Consider the following 25,908-nt stretch of genomic DNA (forward strand, 5'->3'; position numbering starts at 1 on the left):
ACCAGTGACCTCTACGATGTGAACGTAGCGCTCTAACCAGCTGAGCTAATCACCCTCCAAAATATTAAGTCAGATATTAAATCAGGAGGGTTCCCAAAAAGACAAAATAATAAGCTAAACTCATAACTATCAGTAAAAAAGTGGTGGGAGATACTGGATTCGAACCAGTGACCTCTACGATGTCAACGTAGCGCTCTAACCAACTGAGCTAATCACCCATCTGCGGTCAGAATTATGGAGAAGGGAATTTTGTCAAGCTCGGAATTGAGAGGGGTAGTTACAAAGAGAAAATAGATTTTTTCAGCCACCGAGAACACCGAAGACACCGAAAGGTTTTTTACAAAGAGAAAAGAGGGTAGATTGAGAATTGAGAATTGAGAATTGAGAATGTAGTAAGCGGAACAGTGAGATGGCAAGATAGGTTTTTTTAGCCACCGAGGACACCGAAGACACCGAAAGGTTTTTTTACAAAGAGAAAAAGAGAAAAAGAGAAAAAAGATAATTTAATAAACTTTCGGTGGCTTTGGTGGCTTAAGTGTTTTCAGTGTTTTCAATGTTTTCAGTGTTTTCAGTGTTTTCGGTGGCTTATAAAAAAAGCCGAGGAACAGCGTTTTCCATTAACACTACAATTATCAATGGCATAGTAGCTACAAGTATTTTTCAGTGTATTCAGTGTTTTCGGTGGCTTCGGTGGCTTCGGTGGCTTAAGTGTTTTCAGTGGCTTATAAAAATCGGAGTATGGGAACATAAATTGCTTTATTTATAAGTTATTAGGTGTGTTATAGTGCTTTGAGGAAATCTCAGCTAATGGTGTTTCAGTTTTTTTTAAGCTGTAAAGGAGGTAAAAAAAATGAAACGCATCGTCTTATTTGTATTACTATTTATTGCCGTTATTTCGGCTTGGTCAAATCCCATAGAGCCAAATCTAATCAGCAGATTTTGGTTTGAGCCGGAAAATATATTGCAGATTGAGCTTTCTCAATTTGTAGGTTTATTTCAGGCAGCAGAAATAACTTATCTTGATGCAGAGGATTCCCTAACTATTCAGGTTAATCCAAATGCGACATCTGTTCAGCAAGTTAATATGCCACAGAGTATTAACACGCCTGAAAGTGGTTTTTTCACTATCCGAATTCCGCAGCAATTTGAGGAGACAGTTCACTGGGGAGCTGATTTGGAGAATGATTTAAGTTCGCTGAATGGAACTGAATGTGCAGTGCACATACTTTACACCAATCTGTATGGAGATAGTGTTTATGGCTGGGCAAAAGATATTTCGCCTGCTGTTTGCGGACCGGATTATTGTTCTGCCAGGTTCATTTACAGGGTTGAATGCACCGATTTAAGCGGTTTTCCTCTTGCCGGAGTTTCCGTTTACAACAGTCAATCTGCAGGAAGCGCTTTCGTAAATCCAGCGATTACTAATAGTGCAGGGATTGCTACCGGGGAGCTTTATCCAATGAAAACGCGGATTTGGGTAATAAATCCTATTACCAATGAAACGACTTTCAATACTCATTTTTTTGCCGAGCCGGGAGCAGTTATGCCCTTTTCTGTGCAATTGCCTGTTAGTGTTGAAGATAGCAATATCACTTCAGCAGTGCCCAAGCTTGTTCTTTATCCTTCTGTAGTGAATCCAAATTTGCAGAAAACAATCCACATTTCCTTTTCTACCAAGCTTACGGGCAAGGCAAAACTTGTTTTATACGATTTGAAAGGACGCTATGTTGCAGAAACAGTTTATAACCAGGATGAAGTGGAATGGCAGCTGCCAGAACTATCCAGCGGCGTTTATTTTGTGCGTCTTAGCCATCAAGATAAGGCATTGGGGACAGCCAAGCTAATTATACTAAAGTGAAGGACGCTTTTCTCCTGCTGTTTTTAACAGGAATTATAGCACTTTCAGCTCTCAGTTTTGAAGCGGAAGAGCTGGATTTCTACTTGGAAAGTGATTTATGGAAAATGGACGGTCTTTTTCATTTTGCCAATTATGACACTGTGGCAGTAACGAAACTAATCTATTTTCCAGTGGTTTGTGACAGTTTATGCCTGCCTGTTAAAATTAATACCCTCGCCATTCAGGATAGCAGTGGAGCCGAAGTTACTCTGCTGAAACAGACAAAGAACGGCTTCACTTTTCTGCTTTCTCTGCCCGCATTTTCGTTTTGCACTTTGCGCATAGATTACTCCCAAATCCTGCAGGGAAATTATGCCAAATATATAATTACTACAGCAAATTCCTGGGGCAGAGCTTTACCTTATGCTAAATATACTTTACATCCGGGCATTAATGTTCATATAAGTTCTCTTCCTTTCCCTGTGCAGAAACAAGAAGGAAGAAGTTATGTCTGGGAATTTTATGATTTTACTCCTGCTAAAGAATTTGAGATTACATTCCAAACCCTTTCTGCCACAGAACGGAACTAATATAATTTATTTATTCACACAGCATAAATTTTTGCCTCTTATTTGATTTTTAGCTTCCGGATAACCCGTTTCGGAAACAGAACATTAAATTTAGTATGGGGATGTTATATTTCTTTTTGCCTGAGGGGCTTACACCGTAATCGCTATTTTTGTGTAGCACTAATGGGCTTTTTTATTCGGAAGGACGACGTCCTCGTCGTTCAAGAGCAAGAAGGGGTTGACCAGGAGGTCAACAATCCGATGCCTCCTAAGGGGGCTTTCAGGATGCGGGAAAATTATAAAAAACATTGTAAATTGCATTTTACGAGGGGCTTACGCACCCATCGCTATTTTTGTGTCGCCCTAAGGGGCTTTCAGGATGCGGAAAAATGATAAAAAACATTGTAACTTGCACTTTACGAGGGGCTTACACACCCATCGCTATTTTTGTGTCGCCCTAATGGGCTTTTTTATTCGGAAGGACGATGTCCTCGTCGTTCAAGCGCAAGAATAAGTTGACCAGGAGGTCAACAATCCGATGTCGCCCTAAGGGGCTTTCAGGATACGGGAAAAATGACAAAAATTATTGTAACTTGCATTTTCCGAGGGGGTTACGCCACCATCGCTATAATTGTGTAACCCAATAGGATTTCTCGCTCTTAGCCGATGCTCATATCCTTCCGATATGACTCCCATATCGTTCCCGTATCGCAATATGGGAAGGATATGGGATCTTATTGATCTATATAGCGTTAAAGAAAAGGAAAAAAGAAGGGAAAAAAGAAGAAAATTATCATTGTCATCCTTCCCTTTACTTGAAAAAAAGCAAACATACCCAGTGAAAAGTTACTATCTATTAGTTATAACTTACGGTAAATAAAATGCTTAGCTGAAAGCAAAGGGAAAACAGAGAAAATACTATTTGACACTTAGCCCGAGGATAGGATTATGAGAAAAAAATTATTTATGAAAAAAGAGGAGATATGCGTGTATTAGTTTTGAATTGCGGAAGTTCTTCCATCAAGTATCAGCTGATTGATATGGATACAGAAAACTTGATGGCTGAAGGCATCGTAGAAAAAATCGGGGAAGATATTGCTCTTTTCACCTATAAAAGCCGGAAATACACTAAAAAGAAACGGGAAATGGTGATTGATAATCATGAGCAGGGTTTGCAACTTATTTTGGAAGCGCTGATTGACCCTGCCAATGGCGTTTTGAACGGTTTGGAAGAAATTGATGCCGTAGGACATCGTTTAGTTCATGCCGGAGAGCATTATTCCGATGCTGTAATAATAACCGGGCATGTTATTCAAGTGATGCAGGAATGTGTATCGTTGGCACCGTTGCATAATCCTGCCAATTTAAAAGGGATTGAAGCAGTTCAGATAAATATGCCAAATTGTCCTCAATGCGGTGTTTTTGATACTGCTTTTCATCAAACGATGCCGGCTATGGCATATTTGTATCCGTTACCTTTGGAGCTTTATACAAATTACAAAATTCGGCGCTACGGTTTTCACGGGACAAGTCACAAATATGTCAGTTTGAAAGCCGCAGAATTTTTACAGCGTCCTTTAGAATCCTTAAAAGTTATTACCTGCCATTTGGGAAATGGTGCCTCTATGACTGCCATCAAAAACGGCAAATCCATTGATACTTCAATGGGTTTCACTCCTCTGGAAGGGTTAATGATGGGAACTCGTTGCGGCGATATTGATCCTGCTATTCCCATTCATTTACAACAACAATTGGGATTAACTGTGGACGAAGTGAATAACATTCTGAACAAAAAAAGCGGGATGCTTGGTTTGAGTCATATTTCTAATGATATGCGGGAAATTGAAGATGAGATTTTGGTGAAAAATAATCCCAAGGCAATTATGGCGCTTAATGTATATGCCTACCGCATAAAGAAATACATTGGCAGTTACTATGCTGCCTTAAACGGCTTAGATGTGCTGATTTTTACCGGCGGAGTTGGTGAAAATATGCCTATTTTGCGTGAACTTGTGTGTCAAGAGATGGATGCTATCGGCATCAAAATTAACCCGGAAGAAAACTCCAAACACTCTGAGGGAATCCAGGTTCTAAATACAACTGACTCCCGGGTTACGGTTCTGAAAATACCTACCAATGAAGAACTGATGATTGCCCGGGAAACAAAACGCCTGCTATCTTAAACTAAAATGCGTATAGATTTGCTGCTGAATAAACTCTGTCTGACGAAAACCCGTTCCATAGCAAAAAATGCCTGCGATAAAAACCTGGTAATGCTAAATGGAAAAGTTGCCAAAGCTTCTGCGGAAGTGAAAACGGGAGATACAATTATCTTTCGTCTGTATAATGCGGAACACGAAATTCGGATAACTAAAATCCCGGAAGGCAATGTAGCCAAAAAGGACGCTACCCTCTATTATGAATTACTACGCAAAGAAGACATTACCTGAAATTATTCCTGAATAGGACTCTGCTGTTTCGCTCTATGGCTTGGTTTTATAAAACAGGATGAACAACTTTGAAAAAGCATATCTTGCTGTTTGTTTTGTTATGCCTTGCGGGATTTCTTTTCTCCAGCTATCCGATTCAGCTGAAAACCAATAACCTGGCTGTTTATGCCCCGAAACCTCTTTCGCAATCTTTGGCGCAAATGCTGTGGGAACTGGATGATAACATTGATGCTTTCCAGATGGAATTGGGGGTTTATCTGGATTCTCTTGCCCCGGTTTATCTGATTGATAGTAATAGAAGTTACCAAACCCTGGCTTTGGGGAAAACAGAAATTGTGGAATTCAGCGATGCTTTCTATAGCGGAACCGAAAAAAGTATCTATGTAAAGCCCCTTGCTTCTATTCAGGAAAATCACCGCAAGGTTTTGATGCATGAATATATTCACTGGTATCTGGATAATATTTTTACGCAGACACCATTGTGGTTTCATGAAGGTATGGCTTCTCATTACTCGCAGCAAATGGGTTTTGAACAGTATCTATACTTTCTGCAGCAAAGCTTTTTAGGAAAAGTTAGTGACCTCTACCGGCTAAGTTACGGCTATCCAAGATACAAAGAGGACTGGCCTCTGTTCTATCTTTCTTCCACAATGGCAGTTAGCTATATGCAAGAGAAGAAAAAAGAAGAGTGGAATGCTTTTTGGGAATTGGTGGCAAAAGAACAAAGAAATAATCAACAGGCACCTTTTATAGATAGCTTTGACTATGCCTACCATACAACTCTGTATGATTTTCATAATGAATTTGCTAAATATACCAGCCATTTACGCTACCAGTATTTGTTTTGGGGGATAAATGCTTTCCTGGCTATGCTAACACCTATCATTTTGCTAATTGCCTGGAGAATTAGAAAAAAACGCCTGGCTGCTTTGCCGGATTTGCCATTACCCGAAGATGATGAAACGGAAATATAACAACCGGAAAAACGATGTCCCTGCTATCTTTTGCCAACTCAATAATGCCTCTGAACAACCTCTTCCGGCTACCCTTTCCTGCAATTAAGTAAATGGAAAATCTGCAATCTCATCCCTATCAACCTTTTATCCCCAAAGATGCCAAGGTTCTGCTTTTAGGCAGTGCCCCTCCCTATCGTTTTTGTACCGGCATTGCCGATAACCTGAAAAACAAAGATATGGACTACTATTATGGCAGTTACAGTAACTTGCTTTGGGATATCTTATTTCAAGCGCTGAACCCGGAAAAAATAAATTGCCTTGCTCAATTCAGGTCTTTAGAAGGGAGCAGGAAAAGTAAAACGGCTGCCCAAGTTCAATTTCTGCAGCACTTTTTGGCGGAAAATTTTCTGGGGCTGGCGGATATTCTGATGCAATTTACCAGAAAAGACACCGGCGCAGAGGACTTTAAGCTTACAGTGCTGAAATATCAGGATATTTTAGGCATTTTATCTGCCAACCCTTCCCTGGTAAAGATTTTATGCACCAGCAAAAATAGAGTTCATTACTGGTTGCTGGATTACTTAAAACAACAAAACAGCATAACTATCTCGGAACTAAAGGATAACGGCAAGTCCCTTACCCTGAAAAGTAATCCTGCGCGGGTAGTAAAAATAGGTATTTTACCTTCTCCTTCTGCCCGAAGTGTGATGCACTATGCTAATAAAACTGAATTCCTGCAACAGGTTTCAGGGATATACAAGCAAGCTATTATGAATGAAGAATGATAATGTTAATGCCCTGGAAACAGGTGCGAGTTTGAGATTTCGGAATGGGTAATGGTAATCATATTGAAAACCCCTAAAAATCTTCTTACCCTACCCTGTTTCCTGTATGGGCAGAATTGCATAATGTCTTTTCCTGCAAGAAGTAATCTTCTTTTAATGCGGTTATTATTTACGCTGTTTAGAGCTGGTTTCTCTTTTTCGCTGCTAACCGTTTAACTTTGCCCAAACTTCTTTTTCTACATCAGCGGCAATCTTTTTACAACTTTCCAGTAGTTCTTTGGCTGTGGCAAGGGTTTTCTCTTTAAAATGCTCATCCGTAATACCGGGGAGATTAATTAAGATATTATAGTAGGCAGCTTGAGATGAGCACAAAGCAGTTAAGGCAGCGACTCCTGCATCGGAAAGAGCATTGGAATTGCCTATTTTAGCTATTTTGGCAGCAAGTTCGGCAGCGCTATTTGCCAGGTGCATTGTTGTAAGTGGTGCATTAATTGCTTCTTGCGTCCATTTTTCTATTTGCGCATTCCGCAATTCAATTTCTGCCTCCGTCTTTTTCGGTAAACGCATTGCCTCCATCATCGCAAAAAAAGCATCTGTATCTTTATCAATAACTTCCAGTGACTTTTGTTTTATATCCTGTCCTTGCGGTGCCAGTTTCAATGCTTCTTCCGTAACCTTTTCATAGCCCTTTTTGCCAATTGTGAGGTTAGCTACCATAGCAGAAAGAGCTCCACTTATTGCCGAACAAAGAGCAGCAACGCTTCCTCCTCCGGGGGCAGGTGCATCTGTAGAAAGCAAATCGCAAAATGCATCCAGTTTTAAGTTTACCAACATTTCTTTGCGGGCAATGGCATATTCAATAACTTTTTTATCTACTTCAAAGGGAGCCAATTCTGCCAGCCCCATAGATTGAATAGCCGTTTGCATAATCATCTTTTCCGGAATGCCCGTGCTCTCGTTCAAGCGTTGTAAATAAAATTTCCCTGCTTCCACTAAAGCAGCTTTGGGAATTAAACCAACCAATTCGCTTCCGGTAACTTGCATACCCATTTCAGATGCCAGTTCCCTTACTTTTTCTAAAACCAGTTGCGGAGGGGTTACTTTATAATTTGTAAGATTGATGCTTATTTGAGCCCGGTCGTAACTTTCAATAAACCAGCCCACTGCTTTGCAATGGGAAAATAAACCGGGAATATTAACCGGTTTACCGTTTTCATCTTTCAGCAGCTTACCGTTTTTATCTCTGGCAGGTCTTCCGCTTTCTCTAATTATTTGGGCAATATCACTTGCCTTCTTTTTATCCCGCGTGTTGAGGTTAATGTTATAGGCAATCAAAAATTCTCTGGCTCCAATGGCTGTAGCACCGCTTTTGGCGTTGAAGGTATGGGGTCCGAAATCGGGTTTCCAATAAGGGTCTTTTGCTTTTTCCGATAATGCTTCATATTCACCGCTACGGATATTAGCCAGGTTTTTCCATTCCTCTTTGGTGGCTGCATATTCATATAAGTAAACAGGTATGCCAAGTTCCTCGCCAACTCTTTTTCCTAATTTTTTAGCATATTCCACACATTCATCCATCGTCATTTCTGAAATAGGAATAAAAGGACAAACATCCGTTGCTCCCATTCTGGGATGAGCTCCCTTATGTTTACTCATATCAATTAGTTCCGCTGCTTTTTTAATTGCCTGAAAAGCTGCCTCTACAACTGCTTCCGGTTCTCCCGCAAGGGTAAAAACAGTTCTATTGGTATCGGCACCGGGGTCCATATCCAGTAAAACAACCCCTTTCACACTTTTAATAGCGCTCGCAATGGCATCCAGAATAGCATTGTCTTTTCCTTCACTGAAATTAGGAACACATTCCATCAGTTTCATTCTTTAACCTCTATTTTTGTAGTTTTATGTATTTTAACTTTGATAATCTGCCTGGAAGTGGTTTGCAAAACCTGTATATTATAAGGCGGAATGCTGATAACCTGTCCCTGATGAGGAATTTTTTCCAGGCGGTCTAAAATTAAACCAGCTATCGTTTCATAGTCGCCTTCGGGAAGTTCAATGCCATAATCATCAGCCAGTTTATCAATTTCGGTATCCCCGGCTACCAGCCAGGTATTAAGTCCAACCTTTTGAACAGCATTTTCATCTTCGTCGGTATCATATTCATCTTCAATATCCCCCACGATTTCTTCCAGAATATCTTCCATAGTTACAATTCCTGCCGTCCCTCCGAAAGAATCAACAATAATAGCCATACTGCGCTGTTTGGTTTGCATTTCTTTCAAAAGCACATCCAAATCTACATTTTCAGGCACAAAAAGCGGCTCGTGAATAATATCGCCAGCCGTCATTTCGGGAGTGCAATCCTTCTTCAGGATATCAAAAATAATTAAAATCCCGATTATATCATCAATATTATTGCGGTAAACTGGATAGCGGGTAAAACCCTCTTTACGGGCAAGATTGATTACTTCTGAAAGAGGGGTCTTTTCTTGAACGGCAATTATATCCGTGCGCGGAACCATAACATTTCCGGCATCCAATTCAGTAAAATCCAATGCGTCTTCAATCATTTCCATCTGGTTATCTTCCGTTGCTCCGTTAGCTGCCTCGGAAAGCAAAAAAGAAAGGTCATCTTTGGTTAAATAATCATACTGATAACCCTCTTCCAGTTTCAGCAGTTTGCGCAGGAAGTTATTCAACCAAGTAACAATCATTACAAAGGGCTTAAGTAAATAATAGAAAAACTGCAATAAAGGAAATAATAAAGGTATAAGAGTTTCGGCATTATCCCGAAAAATGGCTTTGGGAGCTATCTCTCCAAATATCAGAACTACTATCCCCACCACCAGAGAAGTGTAACGCGCATCAAAAACAGGAGAAAGAAGACGATTAACCAAATAGGTGGAAAGCGAAGCCATTATTACATTGGAGATGTTATTGCCAATTAAAGTAGTGCCTAAAAATTTATCGGGCTGACGCACAAACTGTAAAATGGCTGCTTTGCTTTTACTCTTTTTTGCCTCCTGCTCCAGTTTGATTTGGTCTATGGAAAGCATACCTGTTTCCAAACCGGCAAATAAAAAACATAACAGCAGAAAAAAAAGGATTACTACCAGGATCAGAACAATCTGAGCCAAAGTCATTTATGTGTTCACCTTTTCGTTTCTCCAGGCAATGCGTAATGCCTGAATAAACTCTTCAATATTTCCTGCCAAAAAGGAATCTAAACTGTAGCTTGTCAAGTTAATTCTATGGTCTGTAACCCTGGATTGAGGAAAATTGTAGGTTCTGATTTTAGCACTGCGATCACCTGTAGAAACCTGTGCTTTGCGCGCTGTGGCAATTTCCTGTTCCTGACGGCTTATTTCGGCATCCAGTAAACGACTGCGCAAAACCTTCAACGCCTTGGCTTTGTTTTTGATTTGGGATTTTTCGTCCTGACAGGTAACTACGATTCCGGTTGGCAAATGCGTTATTCTAACCGCAGAATCGGTTGTATTTACACTCTGTCCGCCATGCCCTGTGCTTCTGTAAACATCTATGCGTAAATCACTATCCTGAATGTCTATATCTATATCTTCCGCTTCCGGTAAAACGGCAACCGTAACTGCCGAAGTATGAATTCTACCCGAGGATTCAGTTACCGGAATACGCTGCACTCTATGCACGCCACTTTCAAAACGCATCAGGGAATAGACATCTTTACCGCTAAGCTGAAAAACGATTTCCTTGTAGCCGCCAAGTTCTGTTTCGTTCATTGAAATCACTTCCAATTTCCAACCTTTCAATTCCGCAAAGTGGCTATACATTCTAAATAAATCGGCAACAAAAAGAGCTGCTTCTTCCCCTCCTGTTCCGGCACGGATTTCAATAATGGCATTTTTGGAATCGTTGGGATCAGAAGGAATAAGCAAATCCCTCAGTTTCAGTTCTACCTGCTCCAGCTGTTGCTGTAAAGAGGTATCCTCTTCTTTAATTAGAGCAAGCATTTCCGGGTCGTTTTCCGTTTTCTCCAGTTCTTTAACTTCCGCCAGGTGTTTTTCCAGCTTCTGATATTGTTTCCAAACGGTATTAATTTCTTTAAGTTCTTTAAAGCGTCTTAAACAATCCCGATATTTTTTGGCATCGCTAATAATGGCAGGATTGCTTATTTGTTCCTGCAATTCCTGCAGTTCTTTTTCCTGGTTTTCCAGTTTTTCTGTGGGTAGCAAGGTGTTTTTATTCCTCTACTATAGTTACATTATGTTCACTTAAATCCATATCCAGAGCAGCTTTCATTGCTACCAAACCAATTTCTATCATCTCGTTATCCGGGGGCTGGGTAGTAATATGCTGTAAAGCCATTCCGGGAACGGTTAACAGTTTTACTACAGGATGATTCAGATTTTTACCGGAAAATTTCAGCACTTCATAAGAAACGCCTGAGATGAGAGGAAGCAATAAGATATGATAACCCAAACGCAAATAAACCGGCACAGGGGAATGTAATATATAAGCCGAAACCAAAGTATCTACAATAGAAAATATAAGAATGCTGATTAAGAGGACAAAAAAGATGAAACTGGTGCCACAACGGGGATGAATTGTTGACCAATTCTGTATCTTCTCAATTTCCAAAGGACAATTATGTTCATAAGCATTCACATTTTTATGCTCCGCCCCATGATAGCGAAAAAGGCGTTTTATATCCTTCATCAGGGAAATCAGATAAACATAGAGCACAAAAAAGACAATCCTGATAGCTCCCGCAAAAAGATTAAATAAAACATCCTTGCGGGCAAGATGCATCCAGTCCGCAAGCTTATAAGGTAACCAGCCGAAAAGCAAAAAAGCTAAACCGAAAGCTACAATGTAACTGATAATATTTGCCGTATTTTCTGCGGTCTTACTGTGTTTTTTCACTTTTTTGCCTTGGCTTGCTTCTTCCGCCAGCAAATCCAGTTCAAAACGATTAGCAGAAAAGGTGAGGGTCTTTATTCCAATTATCATCATCTCAATCAACGAGATGAAACCCCGGATTATTGGTAAACCGAGGAATTTCTTCTTTTGCGTGATACTGATGAACGAGGTCTGCAGAAGTTCTATCCTGCCATCTTTTCTCCGTATGGCGGTTGCCAGTTTTTCCGGACCGCGCATCATTACCCCTTCTATAACTGCTTGCCCGCCAACACTTATTTCTTTCTTTTCCTGCATTTTTCTCCTAAGATAGAAAAACGCCATTTCTCCGACTTCTGAAAACGGATAAAATGGCGTAAATCGGGTGTAAAACCCTAATTATCTTGTTTAAGGTTATATTTCTTGTTAAATTTCTCTACCCTACCGGCTGTATCAATAATCTTCTGCTTTCCTGTATAGAATGGATGGCAAGCATTGCAAATTTCTACTTGCAATTTATCTTTTGTGCTCCGGGTTTGAAATGTATTTCCACAGGCACAGGTTACTGTAACCATATCGTATTTGGGATGAATTCCTTTCTTCATTTATCTTCTTCTCCTTGTTTATAAAACAATACGAATAACCATAAATTTGGCTGGCTAAATTATGTCAATATAAAAAGTCAGGGAGGGTTGAGGGATTTATTCTGTATTCCTTGTTTGGTCTGAAAATTGCTTTATACTGTATAGTTGGAGGACGCTGTTCCTCTGCTAAAAAAATAGGGGTGCTTTAGCGAGCCCCAAATACACGAAGGAAGTTACAATGAAGATTGCGTTTTACACGATATTATACAGCATCCTGTTATTACCTGCATTATTAAGTGCTACTCTGCCTACCTGTTATTATACTTATAATCAGATTTACACTTTATTGCAAAGTTATGAACAGGCATATCCAGAAATAGCCAAACTTTATACTATCGGTTATTCTCAACAGGAGCATATTCCGATTTACGCAATGAGGATATCAGATAATGTGGAAGTGAATGAAGATGAGCCAGCTTTGCTTTTTACCGGTCAAGTTCATGCGGAAGAAGTTTTGGGAGTGCAAACCACGATGGCTAATATTGCCGAAATTTTAACTAATCATAATCAATACCCTTATTGGCAATGGATTGCCCAGCTTGACCTGTGGTTTATTCCTACTCTCAATCCTGAAGGGCATAATGTAGTAACAGCAAATCTGGATGTTTCCTACCGTAAGAATAAAAGGGATAACAATAACAACGGCATTTTTGATTTTAATCCGGTAACCGGTAGGGATATTGACGGTGTAGATATAAACCGCAATTTTGCCTTTAACTGGGTGCATGGTGATACTCTTTATTGTCCGGTGGGAGATGAAGTTTTTGATTATTATCGCGGTCCTGCATCAATGAGTGAAAGTGAAATAATTGGATTTCAGCAGCTTTGCGAGCAATACAAATTTATCTATGCGGTCTGCTGGCATTCTTCGCGCGGAGGTGGTTTATCGGAAAAGCTTTACTATCCTTTTAACTGGAAAAATGTTCGTCCCAGTCCCGACCTGAATTTTACTGCCTCTATTGCTACAGGTTTTGCTTCTCAAATTCTCAAACAGGATGGCACGGGAACTTATCAGGCATACCCTAATTTGAGTCGTCAGGGTGCCTTTCACGATTGGCTGTATCAGCAATATGGTACAATCGCTCTTTTAGTAGAATGTGGAACCAGAGATATTCAACCGGATTCTACAGTTATGGTTGGAACCGTGCAGCGTTGCAGCAATGGAGTTCGCTGGTTGATTAACCGGGCTTTAATGATTAGTTCGGCAGTTCCTTCTTCTTCTATGCTTACGGGAACAGTTACTGCCAATGGCGTTCCTGTAGAGGCAGAAATCATTATTCAGCAACACAGCGCTCCCTGGTTTCGTCCCAGAACTTCTTTTGCCCAAACAGGCAAATTCTATCGTCCTATTGCCAGTGGTTCTTACACCGTTATAGCCCGGAAAAAGGGTTATTACGATAAGGTTATCAATAATCAGATAGTTAATAACGGTAACTGGACTCCCATTCAGATAAATCTTGAGCCAAAACCTGCGGCTACTTTAAGAATTGGAGTTCGTAGCGGTGCAGAACCTCTTTCTGCCAGAGTTATTATCGGTGATGTTTTTCCTGATACTCTTTGGGTAAACGGTTTTGCCAACCTGAATACTTACGCGGGAGAATATCCTGTCCAGATTTATGCTTCGGGTTATACACCTTATATCGGAACCGTAAATCTGGCAGCAGGGCATAATCATTTGGAGTTTAACCTTAGTGCCTCAACTACTGTTTTCACTGAGGACTGGGAAAACGGAAGCTCTGCCTGGGAAATTAACGGACCTTGGAAAGTGCAAAATCAGATTGCCGCTAATGGATATGCCATCACAGATAGCATTGGGGGAAACGGTTTTTACGCTATAAACTGCGATGTTTGGATTAAGACCATCAACCCTATACTGATTCCCGCAACCAATAACACCTGGCTAATTTTCGATTCCCATCTATATACAGAATGGAATTATGACCCTTGCCGCATTGAGGTTTCTCTGGACAATGAACAGTGGCAGGAAATTTGGACTAAATCGGGGCAGTGGGATACTTTTAGAAAGGAATTTGTTTCTTTAGCAGATTATACCGGTCAAGCGGTCTATTTTCGTTTTCGCTTAACTGATTCCTCCAATGATATTGATTTAACCGATCCGGGGTGGACACTGGATAACATTTTAATTGTTAGCGGAACGGCTGTGGATGTTTCCGATCCCAATAATGCCATTGTTCCGATTACTCTGCTCTATAAAAATTATCCCAATCCTTTTAATCCTGAAACCACTCTCAGTTTCACCTTAGCAAAAAGCGGCAGAGCAATTTTGAAGATATACAATCTGCGGGGACAGGAAATTAAGACACTGGTAAACGAGGATTTGGCAAAAGGCGATTACCGCTATGTGTGGAATGGAAAAGATTATGCCGATCGCACCGTTGGTAATGGAGTTTATTTTTATTCCTTAAGTGCTGAAGGCAAAGTACAAACCCGCAAGATGTTGCTTCTGAAGTAATTTTCCGAAGGGCAGATGGCGGAGGGCAGAGAGCCGAGGGCTGAGAGCCGAGGGCTGAGAGAAATAATAGGCCTGGGATGAACAGGATTATAGGGATTTTTGGGATTTGTAAACTTGAATATGCTTCTATAAATGATATGAACATCCAAGTTTTCCGTTCACCCTTCACCGTTCATTCTCAATTCATTCTCTTTTTCTCTTTGTAAAAAAACCTTTCGGTGTCTTCGGTGTCCTCGGTGGCTAAAAAAATCCTATCTCGCCATCTCACCATCTCGCTTAATTCATTCTCCATTCTCAATTCAATCTCTTTTTCTCTTTTTCTCTTTTTCTCTTTGTAAAAAAATCTATATCGCTATCTCTCTCTTTCCATCTCGCCATCTCGCCATCTCGCCATCTCGCTTAGTTAATTCTCAACCCTCAATTCAATCTCTTTTTTCTCTTTCACTTTTTACTTTCCTCTTCTTCTTTGCCCTGAAGAACTTCCTGCAGGTGTTTGGCAGTTAGTTGAATAAGGTTTGCCGAACCTGCCTGCTGGAAGCATTTTAGAGCTTTATTCAGTAATTCCACTACCTTTTCTTTTTCATTCAGGTCTTCATAGATTAACGCAAGATTAAAATAGCCCTTACCGGTGCCTTCTTTATCTCCAACTTCAGAAGTAAGTTGGATATTTTGGGTATAATATTCAATCGCCAGAGGCAGGTTATTTTCTTTTCTGGCAACATTACCCAGGTTCCCGTAAGTATGAGCTATACCTTCGTTATCGCCTATTTTTTTCTGCAATTTCAAGTTTTTAATATATAGTGCTTTAGCTTCGTCTATTTTTCCGGTACTAAATAAAATATCGCCAATGGAATCCTGTTCAAAGGAAATGCCAAAGAGGTCTTTACATTGGCGGGCAATTTTAAGTGCCTTCCGAAAGTATTTTAGCGCTTCAGGATAGTTGGCATCCTGTAAATAGACATCTCCTATGCCATGTAAAACAACACTTTGGAAAACAAGATTGCCCAGGGATTCAAAGATTTTCAAGCTCCGGTGAAAATGGTCTAATGCCTCCTGGTGTTTTCCCATCCGCCTATTTAAAGTTGCCATATCGGAAAGCACTTTGGCAAAACCAAAACGGTCATTAATTTTATCGGCAATATTAATGGCTTCCACATAAGCTTTATGGGCTGCATCCAAATTTCCCATCCGGGTGTGCACGATTCCCAATCCGCTGCTGGCAATGCGTAAAGAGAGATCATCTTTCAGGGCTTTTGCCAGGTCATATTGAAAAAGCAGTGATTTTAGCGCATTCTGATAATGTCCCGTATTCAATAAATGATTTGCTGATATAGCTTCCAGCTTTAATAACAGATAAAGATAGCGTTTTTGTTCTTCTGTAATTTGCTCTTCCGAAATTTGCTGATAGCGGGAAAGCAATGTTGCCAGAGAAGGATTTTTAGCTTTAATCTGCAAAGTGTTTGCCGCCTGTTTTTGAAATTCTCTTTCCAAGTTCTTCAGCAAAGCGGAAAATTCTTCTATCCGGTATAAACGATAGAGGCAATCCAATTGATACACATTTATTTGTTCTCCATATTTACCGGTAAAGTCGGTTACATTTTTCAGATAATTGAGAACGCTTTCATAATCTCCGTTCAGGTAATAGATTCTGCAGCGTAGAAAGTGATACTTATTCAGGAGTTCCCAATCAGAAATATCCGCCGGATTGATAGTATCCAGGTTTTCTTTTGCCACATCCACATCCCCCAAATAGAGCTGTGAATCCACAATACTAAGCACAATATCTATTTTTTCAGCAAGGTCGGTTGAGTGTTGCAGGGCTATTTGATAATAGTAAATTGCCTCGCTGTGGTTAGATATTTTCTGATTTTGATTGGCAGCCAGCATAGCATAATAAAGCGCTTTTTCTGCATTTTCACCCAAGTGATAATGATAGGCAAGCAATTCACTGTGACGAATTGCCAGGGTTCCGTATTTTTCTTCATAAAAAGAGGCAATGCGATTGTGCAGCGAAACTTTTTCTCCCAGTAAAATAGTGGAATAAACTGCTTGCCGCATTAAGGCATTATTAAAAAGATATTGCACTTCCGGAGATAGTGTTGTTATATCTATAATTTCGTTATTTTGCAGTTCCGATATCACCGGCATTATTTCACTTTGGCTAATTCCGCTATGAGTTTCAAAAATCTCATTCAAGGTGAAACCCTTACCGATGATAGATGCCTTTTTTAATATCTCCTTGGCTTCCCGGCTTAACGATTCATATTTAATCATAAACAGATTTTCCACACTGTAAGGCAGAAGACCTTTATTTTGTATCTCCCGGATATTGGATTCCGTTATCAGCATATCGGGATCGGAAAAATGAGACAGTATCTGAGCGCAGAGTTCAATGATGAAACGCGGATTCCCTCCCGCCAAATTGTATAAATAATCCAATGCCTGAAAAGTAATATTGGGAATTTGGGAACGAATCAGCATAAAGACCTCATCCTGAGTTAAGTTCTGCAGCTGCAAAAAAACCGTTTTAGCATTTGCTTTTGCCTGATAAACGGCAGGCATTTCGGTTGTGGTTAAAATTAGGGTCTGAGGTTTAATGCTTTCCTCTTCCAGGCGTTTTTGCAAAATTTGAACCGATAAATCATCCAGCCATTGAATGTTATCCAACAAAACAAGGTCATAATTTTGCATCAGCCGGTTAAGGGAATTTTGCAAAGAACTAAGTAACAGGTCTATCTTTTTTCCGCTGTCGTCAGTTATGGCTGTGCTCTGATTTTGCAAACCTAAGGCGCTAAAAAGAATCTCAGCATCGCGTTCTTCCAATGTTTCCCTAATATATGCTTTCAATTTTTCCGGTTCTGCCAAAGGATCACTAAGCTCCATTGCGTTGCTGATAAACTTTCTGTGGAGAATTAAAGGATCGTGACGGTTGAATTCATCTAAAACGAGGATTGCTATTTTTTGGTCTGCAGCATAGAACCGGCTTAAAATCTGCCAGCTGAGAAAGGATTTTCCCGTGCCGTGTTCTCCGGCAATTAACACCTGATTTATTTTCTTTTCCTCAATCTTTTTAATGATATCTGCCGTCACAGCTTGATAGCTAACCTGCTCTTTATCTTGATACTGCCTTTGATAACTATTTAAAAATTCGGGCAATTCCCGCACGATGCGATAAAAGGACAGTTCTTCTTTTATCCCTTTCACCGTTTCTTTACGCAGAAATTGCACTTCAAAACGACTCTGAGCACTGAAAAGAATATCTTCTGTAAAAACAATCTGACCATATTCTGCCGCTGTCATTAACCGCGCTGCAACATTCACTCCGTTGCCGATGATGCCATATTCACCGCGTCTTTTGCCTCCTAAAACTCCGGCATAAAGATTGCTGTAGGTAAGCCCGATTTTAGCTTTTAAGGGACTTTCTATGTTATTGATCAAATTGGCGCAGATAATAGCCCGCTCAATATCATCTATATGAGTTTGTAAAATACCGAAACTAATCAGTAAAATTAAGCCCTTATCGGTATAATCAATTTTATTGATCATCCCTTCCAAACGGTAAACGATGTCCTGAACAGCACAATAGTAACTGTTAATCGTTTCGTAATCACCCTGCCGGATATATTTTGCCGCCTCCACTCCAATAAAAAGAATAGCAGCATTGCGCAGTTCACCGCTGAAGGAGACGGAAGCAATACGCTGCGTAATTTCCGGAGGAAAAAAATCCGCTTCATAAACAAGCTCCGCCTGTTGCGGAATTTCCTCCGGCTTTAGGTTAGCTGCTAAATTTTGTTCCGGAACATATTCAACTGCCAGGCATTCATTGCTTCCCGCTTCTTCAAAAACAGTATAAAGAGGAACCATCACCGGGCTATAGACAAAATAATCCTGATGCCAATTCGGTTTGCCCAAAATTATCACTTGGGATATTCCATAACCCATACTGCTGTGATAGGCAAGGTTACTACCATACTTATCTTTCAGGCGCAGATTCAATTCCTGCAGCTCCCGGTTAAATGCCTGTAAACAGTCCTGCATTTGACAGAAACAAGTTTCCTCGGCACAGGGAAAGGCGGCTAAAACGGCATCACCTTCAAATTTAATAATCTGCCCGCCAAATTGCATTATCTTTTCATTTAAAAGGTCAAAATACTGATTTAAGAGGTTGGTAATAATCTCTACCCCGTAATGTCCTTTGGCAGAAGCACTTTCCGTTAATTTAGTAAAACCGCATACATCCAGGAAAAGATAGCCACAACCAAAACCGGCAGAGACCTTCTCGTCTTTTCCCTGCTGTAATGTCCATTCCACAATCCCCGGTAGTAACTTGCTGTATGGCTTCATTATTTCCCCCTTGTCACACCTGTTGTTCTTTTATCAAATCCGCTTTACAGGTCAAGCAAAATGTTTTCTTATTAGTTCTGAAACTAATTCTGCCTGCCTTCGCGGAAAGTAGTAAAAGAAACAATGCTTATAAAGTTCAGAAAGTATAGCGGATTGAGATCCAAAATTAGCTGAAAAACACATTGCCCTACACTCTTTGCCCGCCGAAGTTTGGACTTACAATTTTCACCTGCCTTCAATGAAACCACACCCCCATATCTTTTGTTCACTTACAACCGCTCTACAACTGGTTTCCAAACCGAAAAATTGTGAGTTAAAACAAAAAGCAAGCGGTGGTAGGTTTTGACTTACAATTTTCACCTGCCTTCAATGAAACCACACCCTCATATCTTTTGTTCACTTACAACCGCTCTACGACTGGTTTCCAAACCGAAAAATTGTGAGTTAAAACAGAAAGCAAGCACCCTTACAACCGAACAATCAATCACCCTCTCTTTACACGGTATAGAATAACAATCCCGCAAAACGATAACCCAAACTAACCCGAAATCGGACAACAATATAATCCCCAACCACAAATGAATTAAAAAAAAGGATAGGCACCTTCTTTATTTCCCGAAATAATATGCTATCTCAATATACGGCAGTCAATTAGCAAACTCACTATTTTTCGTCTCTTAAGAAATCCCGAAATTTTCTCAATAACCCTCCGATATGACTCCCGTATCGTTCTCGTATCGCGATATGGGAACGATACGGGAATCTCATCCGCGGCATAACGCAAAAAAACAGGAACTGATAAATGAATATCTTGGGGATGAAAATAAGTAATTGCTGCGAATAGTGTTTTATAGCTTTATTCTTGTTTTAACTCACAATTTTGAAATGAGGAGACCAGTTGTAGCGCGGTTGTTAGTGTTCTCAATGTGTGGGATGTGGTTTCAGAGAAGGCAGTGGCAAAATTGTAAGTCAAAACAAGCTGTTGGTTTTGACTCTGTTTGTTTTGACTCTAAACCGATTCTTCTGTGGTTGCAACGAAATACAGAGGTAACAGAATATTTATCTTTTGTCCGGTCCTGTTAAAGCTGAAGCTCGGTTTAGAGTTAAAACAAAATTTAAAGAGCAAAAAGTTAATACTACCCTGTTTTAAAAATGGAAGTATCGGAGTTAATTACATTTCTCGCTTGACAGCTAACTATGCTTCAAAATTATGGCATTAGTTAAATTATAAAATAAAGGTGGTGATTTGTTTGCCTACAGTTGTAGCAAGAGAAAATGAAAGCTTTGATATTCTGCTCAAGCGCTTCAAGAAAAAATGCGAAAAGGCAGCTATTCTTTCAGAGATAAAAAAGAATCAAGCATACGAAAAGCCCAGCGTCCGAAAAAAACGCGAAGCAAATATTGCCAGCCGTAAAATGCTGAAAATGCAACGGCGGATGCAACGCTATTTGAAATAGGGCTCCTGTATATCAGGGAACTAATTTAATCACAAGAACTTAAGCTACAGGGACATCTGTTCCCTGTATGCTTTTTTAAGCGGAGAAAAGAATGGGAATTATTGATTGGATCATTCTTGCCGTCCTGGTTTTATTCACCTTTTTTGGCTGGCGCAAAGGTTTGCTGGCAAACATCGTCCAGCTTGCCGGTTACATTTTAACATTTTTTCTGGTGGGACATTACTATCCGCTAATTCAGCAGAGTTTAATATTCAAGTTTCATTTTGCCAAGTGGTTGGCAACAACGGTCTCGGTTATCCTGATTATTGTGTTGATAGTTGTGATAGTGCGCATCGTTATCTATATTCTGGAAAGATTCCTGCGGGCATTAAAACTATCTAATTTAAACCGCTTTCTGGGTGCCGTTTTGGGAGTTATTAACGGTTTAATGGTAGTTATTATATTGATGGTTATTCTGGATTTTATGCCCAACCTTTCAACTCCGCTTAAAAATGGTGAAAAACATCGTGTTTATGCAGGTGTGAATCTTGTGAAGGAAGAAATCTTTACCAAGCTGAATTTAACCGAAAGAATGAAACTGATTAAAATGCCCAAACTGCCCTTTGATGATGAAGAAAAAAACAGTGAACGGTGAACAGTGAACGGTGAACAGTGAAGGGTGAAAGGTGAACAGTGAAGGGTGAAAGGTGAAAAGTGATGCAGCGGAATAATTTTGGGTGCAAAATAAGAGCAGGAGTTGTTACTAACGATATAACTATTACACCTCTCGTAAAATACTCTCAATGCATTAAAAATCGCAGGGTTAACTCTTACGATGTTAACTCTCACGAGATTAACTATCATTTCTATGTCCTATCATAATCCCGATTTAGAATTTGAAACTCTTGTTGCTCAAATCAGTAACCGCTGCCATAGCAGTTTAGGTAAAACACAAGTATCATTTTTACAACCGCTTACTGATTTAGCGGAAATTAAAAAATCCCAGAAACTGGTAGCTGAAATTCAGGAACAACTTTTGCGGGGTGTTGATTATGATTTTAGTGGCTTAACGAACTTGTCACCGCTTTTTGAAGACAGCCAAAATTCCCTTTTCGGTTATGAGGAATTTGCTGCCGTATATGCTAATAACACTCTTGCTGCGGAAATTTTAGCTAAACCCGAACTTTGGGAGGAATATTCAGAAGTAACAACATATTTAAAGAAATTAACTTCTTTCTCCCCTCTCAATATCAGGTTTTTAGAGATTTTTGATAACGAAGGGGAAATTTTGGATACGGCATCCCCGGAACTGGCATCTATCCGCAAAAGAGCTAATTCTTTACGGATGCAAATTCAAAAAACGATGCAGGCATTGCTTTCTGACAGTAATTTAGAACACTACCTGCAAGATAAATATGTTACTCAAAGAGAAGACCGTTATGTTCTGCCCGTAAAAGAAAGTGCCGTTCCTTTCGTTAATGGAATCGTTCAAAGCCATTCTGCCAGCAAATCCACTGTCTTTGTAGAACCGCTGGCTGTAGTTCCTCTCAATAATGAACTCCAGCTTATTTTTCAGCAGGAAAAACAGGAAATTTATCGGATCTTCAGTGTCTATACTTACGCTATCAAAGCGGAAAAGAAAGGACTTTTACGCAATCAAAAAATTCTGGCTTGGCTGGATTTCCGTTTTGCCTGTGGACGCCTCTGCAATACATTTAAGGCAAAAACCCCGATAATGCTTTCCCGTCCTTGTTTGAAACTAAAAGCGGCAAGACATCCGCTCTTAATTTCACGCATCGGAAATATCAAAAAAGTAATCCCTTTTGATTTGGAACTGGACGAAGAGAAAAAAATTATTATCTTAAGCGGTCCCAATACAGGAGGAAAGACAGTTCTGCTGAAAGCGGTAGGTTTGATTACTTTGATGGCTCTATCGGGACTTCCTGTTCCTGCTGATGCTGATAGTGAAATTGGCTTATTCAGTAATGTTTTTGCCGATATTGGTGACGATCAATCCATTGAAAATGCGCTTTCCACTTTTTCCGCTCATCTGGAAAAAATAGGTAAAATGCTGAATTCCGCCAATTCCGATACGCTAATTTTAGTTGATGAAATTGGAGCTGCCACCGATCCTCAACAAGGTTCTGCTTTAGCACAGGCAATTCTGGAAAAGTTTTTGGCTCTTGGCTGCCCTACAATCGTTACAACTCACTATACTGTTCTGAAAATATTTGCTGAGCAACATCCCCTGTGCCTTAATGCTTCAATGCAATTTGATACTAAAAACCTGCAACCCACTTTTAAATTTATTCCGGGTTTTCCAGGAGATAGCTTTGCCATTGAAGTTGCTGCTTCTCTGGGAATTGACCCTGCTTTGATAGAAAGAGCAAAAGAACTGGCAGGCAACCAAAATGTCCAGTTTACTGAATTGCTGCAAAAAATGCAGGAAGAAAAAAAGAAATACAGCGTTTCCAGCTACCAAAACGAACTCAAAAACCGTTTGCTGGAAACAAAATTGCAGGAACTGGAAAAAAAAGAAGAGGACTGGGAAAAAGAAATAAAAGTGCGCCGTCAAAAACACTTGCAGGATATGCAGGAAGAATTGATTGCTCAACAAAAGATTTATCAAAAAGAGCTGGCAGAACTGAAAACTTTGTCTAAACAGGAACGCAAGGTCTTTTCGGAACATAAATTGAACATTGTAGAGACCAAAACTGCCGAGATTCAAAAAGAACTTGACGAGAATATTCCCGCCAATCAATTGCCCTTAAAGAATCCGCAACCTGGAATGAAGGTCTGGCTTTCCAATTTTGATGCCGAAGCCATTATCCTGACTATTGAAGGGGAATCTGCCAAAGTGGATATGAACGGCATTACTTTTAAAACACCGGTAACTACTCTTTATTCAGTTAAAATATTGGATAGCGAAACGAAAAATGAACCCCGAATTAAAACCAACATTGTTCCGACGGCAAAATTTGAACTAAATATAATAGGCCTTACCTTTGATGAGGCAAAACCCTTAATTGATGAATTTCTGGATAATGCAGCTCTGGCTGGATTGCATAGTTTAAGAATCGTGCACGGAAAAGGAACCGGTGCTCTTAGAACTAAAGTTCGGGACTATCTGAAAAAGAAGAAAATAGTGATTAGCATTGGAACCCCGGCTTACAATGAAGGCGGAACTGGAGTTACCGTTGTAACTTTGTAACCGGAAAGTTGACATCTTGTCAACTACCTGGAGGGTTGACATCTTGTCAACTACACGGAGGGTTGACGTCCTCGTCAACCACCTGGAGGGTTGACATCCTCGTCAACCAAGTAGAAAGTTGACTTCTTGTCAATTATGTGTAAGCCGCGGATACTTATGAACGACGAGGAATTCGTTCCTCCGGAAAGTTACCCGCGAATCCTTTTGAACGACGAGGACGTCGTTCCTCCGGAAGGTAACCCGCGGATACTTTTGAACGACGAGGATATCGTTCCTCCGGAAAATAGTATACTTTTGAACGACGAGGACGTCGTTCTTCCGGAGGGTTGACGTCCTCGTCAACCATGAGTTACCCGCGGATACTTATGAACGACGAGGAATTCGTTCCTCCGTTAAAAAGCGGAGTTTCAGTCCGGTGTCGTCCTCTAAAATATTACTGGAAAAATGTCCGGATTACATTATAATATAATTAGCTGGCTTAGGTTGTTATTAGTCCTTTGCATTGTAATAGCTATCAAAAGGAACAAAGATATGCAAGGGCAAATAACTCCTAACTTAATTCTAAACGACGGAAAAGTCGTTTATCCGAGAGAAAAATGGATCAAAACTTAATAGATCAAATTCGTCGTGCTAATGACATCGTTGATGTTATTCAAGGTTACATCCCCTTGAAAAAGGTGGGAAGTAACTATCGGGGTTTATGTCCTTTTCATAATGACTCCCGTCCTTCGCTATATGTTAGCCAACCCAAACAGATATTTAAATGTTTTGCCTGTGGCAAAGCGGGCAATGTAATTGGTTTTGTATCCGATTTTGAAAAGCTGAGCTTTATTGAAGCAGTGAAGAAACTGGCTTTGCGTGCCGGTATAAGTGTTCCGGAATATGAAAAAACCAAGGTTGTAAATACTAAGCGGGAACAGCTCTTAAGCGTGTATAAAAGTGCAGCAGAGTTTTATACTTCCTCACTTTTTAATTTTGGACAGGAGGTGCTGGAGTATCTGAAAAAGCGTTCCATCTCTCCCGAAACCGCTAAGGAACTGCAACTTGGATATGCTTTAAACAGTGAAAAAGCTCTTTTAAATCATCTGTTGAAAGAGGGCTACAGTGTTTCATTGCTCAAGGATACAGGCCTTTTCGGTAATTATAGCGGTGGTTTAACAGACCTCTTTAAAGACCGCTTGATGTTCCCTATTCATAATAGTTTAGGGGAAGTTATTGCCTTCGGGGGAAGGATTACGGAACCCAAAGAAGGGGTAGGAAAATATATCAATTCCCCCGGAACTGAATTATACACCAAAGGAAAAGAGCTCTACGGTTTATTTAAAACCAAATACAATATCAGTAAAGCAGGAACAGCTATCATTAGCGAGGGCTATTTTGATTTCCTGCGTCTTTATGAAAACGGGTTTATAACTTCCGTTGCCAGCTTGGGAACTGCTTTAACGGAAGACCAGATTGGTTTACTGACTCGTTTTTGCAATCGGGTTATTATGTTATATGATGGTGACAGCGCAGGAATTAAAGCAGCCGTTAGAGCCGGACTTTTATGTTTAAGCAGAGGAATGGAAGTTTTAATTGCCAGTTTACCTGCAGAAGAAGATCCTGATTCCCTAATCTTGAAACAGGGCAAAAAGGCAATGCAGGAAGTTTTGGATAAAGCCATTCCTTTAATTAGTTTTCTGGCAACTGACCCGCGCCCGGAACAGCCAACCGCTGAGAGAATTGAACTGATTTTGGATGCCTTAAGAGTGTTAAAGGATAGAATTAAACAAGAACTATTGCTGCAAGAGGTCTCCGATGCCTTTGGAATTACGGTTGGAGCTTTAACCAGTAAATTACGCCGCAGCAGTTCTCCCGTTGCTGCTGAATCCAGTGAACAAATTGCGCCTCAATATGAGAACTTTGAAGAGCGGAATGTTCTTATTTTTGCGCTAAGGGATTATGAATCGTATAAATTACTTGCCAGTGAACTGGATTTGAGTTATTTTAATAATAAGCGCTACCGCCAGGTATATAATTTTCTGATTAACGAAGAGCTAAAATCAGAACCCTGGGAACCGGAAGCCCTGCTTGATAATATTGAAAATAATGAAATAAAGGAAAGCTTAGCTGAACTTCTTTTTGAGGATTTACAGCAAATGCGCTTTGAAGATTGCCTCACCGGCTTACGCATCCGTAAAATCCAAAGGGACTTGGAGGAAATGGACCGCGCCATAAGCAAAGACCCCAATAATCTGGAACTCCTCAAAGAGAAAGAAAAGTTAGCTATTAAGTATCGGCAAATGACCAGGAAGGTCGTAAACAAAGTCCTCTATTAGAGGGTCCTGC

Annotated in this window: 19 protein-coding genes and 1 tRNA gene; 13 read left to right on the forward strand and 7 right to left on the reverse strand. The window is 40.2% G+C overall.

What is annotated here, in order from left to right:
- Positions 1-141: 141 nt before the first annotated feature.
- Positions 142-218: transfer RNA gene (locus tag PLE33_03740), tRNA-Val, on the reverse strand.
- 632 nt (positions 219-850) lie between these two features.
- Here PLE33_03740 and PLE33_03745 point away from each other — a divergent pair.
- From PLE33_03745 to PLE33_03775, 7 genes are all read left to right on the forward strand, one after another.
- On the forward strand, positions 851-1,858 hold the full coding sequence (locus PLE33_03745) for a T9SS type A sorting domain-containing protein (GenBank protein HPS60356.1): 1,008 nt from the start codon (positions 851-853) through the stop codon (positions 1,856-1,858).
- Positions 1,855-2,427: a hypothetical protein gene (locus tag PLE33_03750; GenBank protein HPS60357.1), complete on the forward strand. Its 573-nt coding sequence runs from the start codon at positions 1,855-1,857 to the stop codon at positions 2,425-2,427. The genes PLE33_03745 and PLE33_03750 overlap by 4 nt, the downstream gene beginning before the upstream one ends.
- 240 nt (positions 2,428-2,667) lie before the next feature.
- A complete protein-coding gene (locus PLE33_03755; GenBank protein ID HPS60358.1) occupies positions 2,668-2,799 on the forward strand; it encodes a hypothetical protein in 132 nt (43 codons plus the stop codon).
- A 590-nt stretch (positions 2,800-3,389) separates the two neighbouring features.
- Complete coding sequence (locus tag PLE33_03760; GenBank protein ID HPS60359.1) at positions 3,390-4,589, forward strand: acetate kinase; 1,200 nt, start codon at positions 3,390-3,392, stop codon at positions 4,587-4,589.
- Positions 4,590-4,595: 6 nt separating this feature from the next.
- The gene (locus tag PLE33_03765; protein ID HPS60360.1) at positions 4,596-4,856 is read left to right on the forward strand and encodes a S4 domain-containing protein; all 261 of its coding nucleotides are present in this window, start codon (positions 4,596-4,598) and stop codon (positions 4,854-4,856) included.
- Between the two features lie 68 nt (positions 4,857-4,924).
- Complete coding sequence (locus tag PLE33_03770) at positions 4,925-5,830, forward strand: hypothetical protein (protein HPS60361.1); 906 nt, start codon at positions 4,925-4,927, stop codon at positions 5,828-5,830.
- 92 nt (positions 5,831-5,922) lie between these two features.
- Positions 5,923-6,597, forward strand: a complete 675-nt coding sequence (locus tag PLE33_03775; protein ID HPS60362.1) for a uracil-DNA glycosylase family protein — start codon at positions 5,923-5,925, stop codon at positions 6,595-6,597.
- Between the two features lie 204 nt (positions 6,598-6,801).
- On the opposite strand, the gene ftcD is transcribed toward PLE33_03775, so the two are convergent.
- From ftcD to rpmE, 5 genes are all read right to left on the reverse strand, one after another.
- Positions 6,802-8,472 (reverse strand): glutamate formimidoyltransferase, encoded by a 1,671-nt coding sequence (ftcD, locus tag PLE33_03780; GenBank protein HPS60363.1) that lies wholly within the window; start codon positions 8,470-8,472, stop codon positions 6,802-6,804.
- Entirely contained in the window at positions 8,469-9,740 is a 1,272-nt protein-coding gene (locus PLE33_03785) for a hemolysin family protein (GenBank protein ID HPS60364.1), read from the reverse strand. The genes ftcD and PLE33_03785 overlap by 4 nt, the downstream gene beginning before the upstream one ends.
- Positions 9,741-10,808: a peptide chain release factor 1 gene (prfA, locus tag PLE33_03790; GenBank protein ID HPS60365.1), complete on the reverse strand. Its 1,068-nt coding sequence runs from the start codon at positions 10,806-10,808 to the stop codon at positions 9,741-9,743.
- A gap of 7 nt (positions 10,809-10,815) precedes the next feature.
- Positions 10,816-11,790 carry a DUF1385 domain-containing protein gene (locus tag PLE33_03795; GenBank protein ID HPS60366.1) on the reverse strand — a complete coding sequence of 325 codons (975 nt, stop codon included), beginning with the start codon at positions 11,788-11,790 and terminating at the stop codon, positions 10,816-10,818.
- Between the two features lie 77 nt (positions 11,791-11,867).
- Positions 11,868-12,077, reverse strand: a complete 210-nt coding sequence (rpmE, locus tag PLE33_03800) for a 50S ribosomal protein L31 (GenBank protein ID HPS60367.1) — start codon at positions 12,075-12,077, stop codon at positions 11,868-11,870.
- A gap of 217 nt (positions 12,078-12,294) precedes the next feature.
- Here rpmE and PLE33_03805 point away from each other — a divergent pair, with 217 nt between their 5' ends.
- On the forward strand, positions 12,295-14,589 hold the full coding sequence (locus PLE33_03805; GenBank protein HPS60368.1) for a M14 family zinc carboxypeptidase: 2,295 nt from the start codon (positions 12,295-12,297) through the stop codon (positions 14,587-14,589).
- Between the two features lie 441 nt (positions 14,590-15,030).
- Here PLE33_03805 and PLE33_03810 read toward each other — a convergent pair whose 3' ends face one another.
- Entirely contained in the window at positions 15,031-18,933 is a 3,903-nt protein-coding gene (locus PLE33_03810) for a tetratricopeptide repeat protein (protein ID HPS60369.1), read from the reverse strand.
- A gap of 1,241 nt (positions 18,934-20,174) precedes the next feature.
- Here PLE33_03810 and rpsU point away from each other — a divergent pair.
- From rpsU to dnaG, 5 genes are all read left to right on the forward strand, one after another.
- Positions 20,175-20,390 (forward strand): 30S ribosomal protein S21, encoded by a 216-nt coding sequence (gene rpsU / locus PLE33_03815; protein HPS60370.1) that lies wholly within the window; start codon positions 20,175-20,177, stop codon positions 20,388-20,390.
- 91 nt (positions 20,391-20,481) lie between these two features.
- Positions 20,482-21,024 (forward strand): CvpA family protein, encoded by a 543-nt coding sequence (locus tag PLE33_03820; GenBank protein ID HPS60371.1) that lies wholly within the window; start codon positions 20,482-20,484, stop codon positions 21,022-21,024.
- Between the two features lie 213 nt (positions 21,025-21,237).
- Positions 21,238-23,580 (forward strand): endonuclease MutS2, encoded by a 2,343-nt coding sequence (locus PLE33_03825; protein ID HPS60372.1) that lies wholly within the window; start codon positions 21,238-21,240, stop codon positions 23,578-23,580.
- A gap of 156 nt (positions 23,581-23,736) precedes the next feature.
- The gene (locus tag PLE33_03830; protein ID HPS60373.1) at positions 23,737-23,910 is read left to right on the forward strand and encodes a hypothetical protein; all 174 of its coding nucleotides are present in this window, start codon (positions 23,737-23,739) and stop codon (positions 23,908-23,910) included.
- A gap of 266 nt (positions 23,911-24,176) precedes the next feature.
- Entirely contained in the window at positions 24,177-25,898 is a 1,722-nt protein-coding gene (gene dnaG, locus PLE33_03835) for a DNA primase (GenBank protein HPS60374.1), read from the forward strand.
- Positions 25,899-25,908 lie beyond the last annotated feature (10 nt).

The sequence above is a fragment of the Candidatus Cloacimonas sp. genome, from assembly GCA_035403355.1.
In the GTDB taxonomy this organism is placed as follows: Bacteria; Cloacimonadota; Cloacimonadia; order Cloacimonadales; family Cloacimonadaceae; genus Cloacimonas.

Excerpts from the sequence above, each read along its gene's own strand:
- PLE33_03745 (HPS60356.1), top strand. The coding sequence starts at position 851 with ATGAAACGCATCGTCTTATTTGTATTACTATTTATTGCCGTTATTTCG.
- PLE33_03755 (HPS60358.1), top strand. The coding sequence starts at position 2,668 with ATGCCTCCTAAGGGGGCTTTCAGGATGCGGGAAAATTATAAAAAACAT.
- PLE33_03760 (HPS60359.1), top strand. The coding sequence starts at position 3,390 with ATGCGTGTATTAGTTTTGAATTGCGGAAGTTCTTCCATCAAGTATCAG.
- PLE33_03765 (HPS60360.1), top strand. The coding sequence starts at position 4,596 with ATGCGTATAGATTTGCTGCTGAATAAACTCTGTCTGACGAAAACCCGT.
- PLE33_03775 (HPS60362.1), top strand. The coding sequence starts at position 5,923 with ATGGAAAATCTGCAATCTCATCCCTATCAACCTTTTATCCCCAAAGAT.
- ftcD (HPS60363.1), bottom strand. The coding sequence starts at position 8,472 with ATGAAACTGATGGAATGTGTTCCTAATTTCAGTGAAGGAAAAGACAAT.
- PLE33_03785 (HPS60364.1), bottom strand. The coding sequence starts at position 9,740 with ATGACTTTGGCTCAGATTGTTCTGATCCTGGTAGTAATCCTTTTTTTT.
- PLE33_03795 (HPS60366.1), bottom strand. The coding sequence starts at position 11,790 with ATGCAGGAAAAGAAAGAAATAAGTGTTGGCGGGCAAGCAGTTATAGAA.
- rpmE (HPS60367.1), bottom strand. The coding sequence starts at position 12,077 with ATGAAGAAAGGAATTCATCCCAAATACGATATGGTTACAGTAACCTGT.
- PLE33_03805 (HPS60368.1), top strand. The coding sequence starts at position 12,295 with ATGAAGATTGCGTTTTACACGATATTATACAGCATCCTGTTATTACCT.
- PLE33_03810 (HPS60369.1), bottom strand. The coding sequence starts at position 18,933 with ATGAAGCCATACAGCAAGTTACTACCGGGGATTGTGGAATGGACATTA.
- PLE33_03820 (HPS60371.1), top strand. The coding sequence starts at position 20,482 with ATGGGAATTATTGATTGGATCATTCTTGCCGTCCTGGTTTTATTCACC.
- PLE33_03825 (HPS60372.1), top strand. The coding sequence starts at position 21,238 with ATGTCCTATCATAATCCCGATTTAGAATTTGAAACTCTTGTTGCTCAA.
- PLE33_03830 (HPS60373.1), top strand. The coding sequence starts at position 23,737 with ATGAACGACGAGGAATTCGTTCCTCCGGAAAGTTACCCGCGAATCCTT.
- dnaG (HPS60374.1), top strand. The coding sequence starts at position 24,177 with ATGGATCAAAACTTAATAGATCAAATTCGTCGTGCTAATGACATCGTT.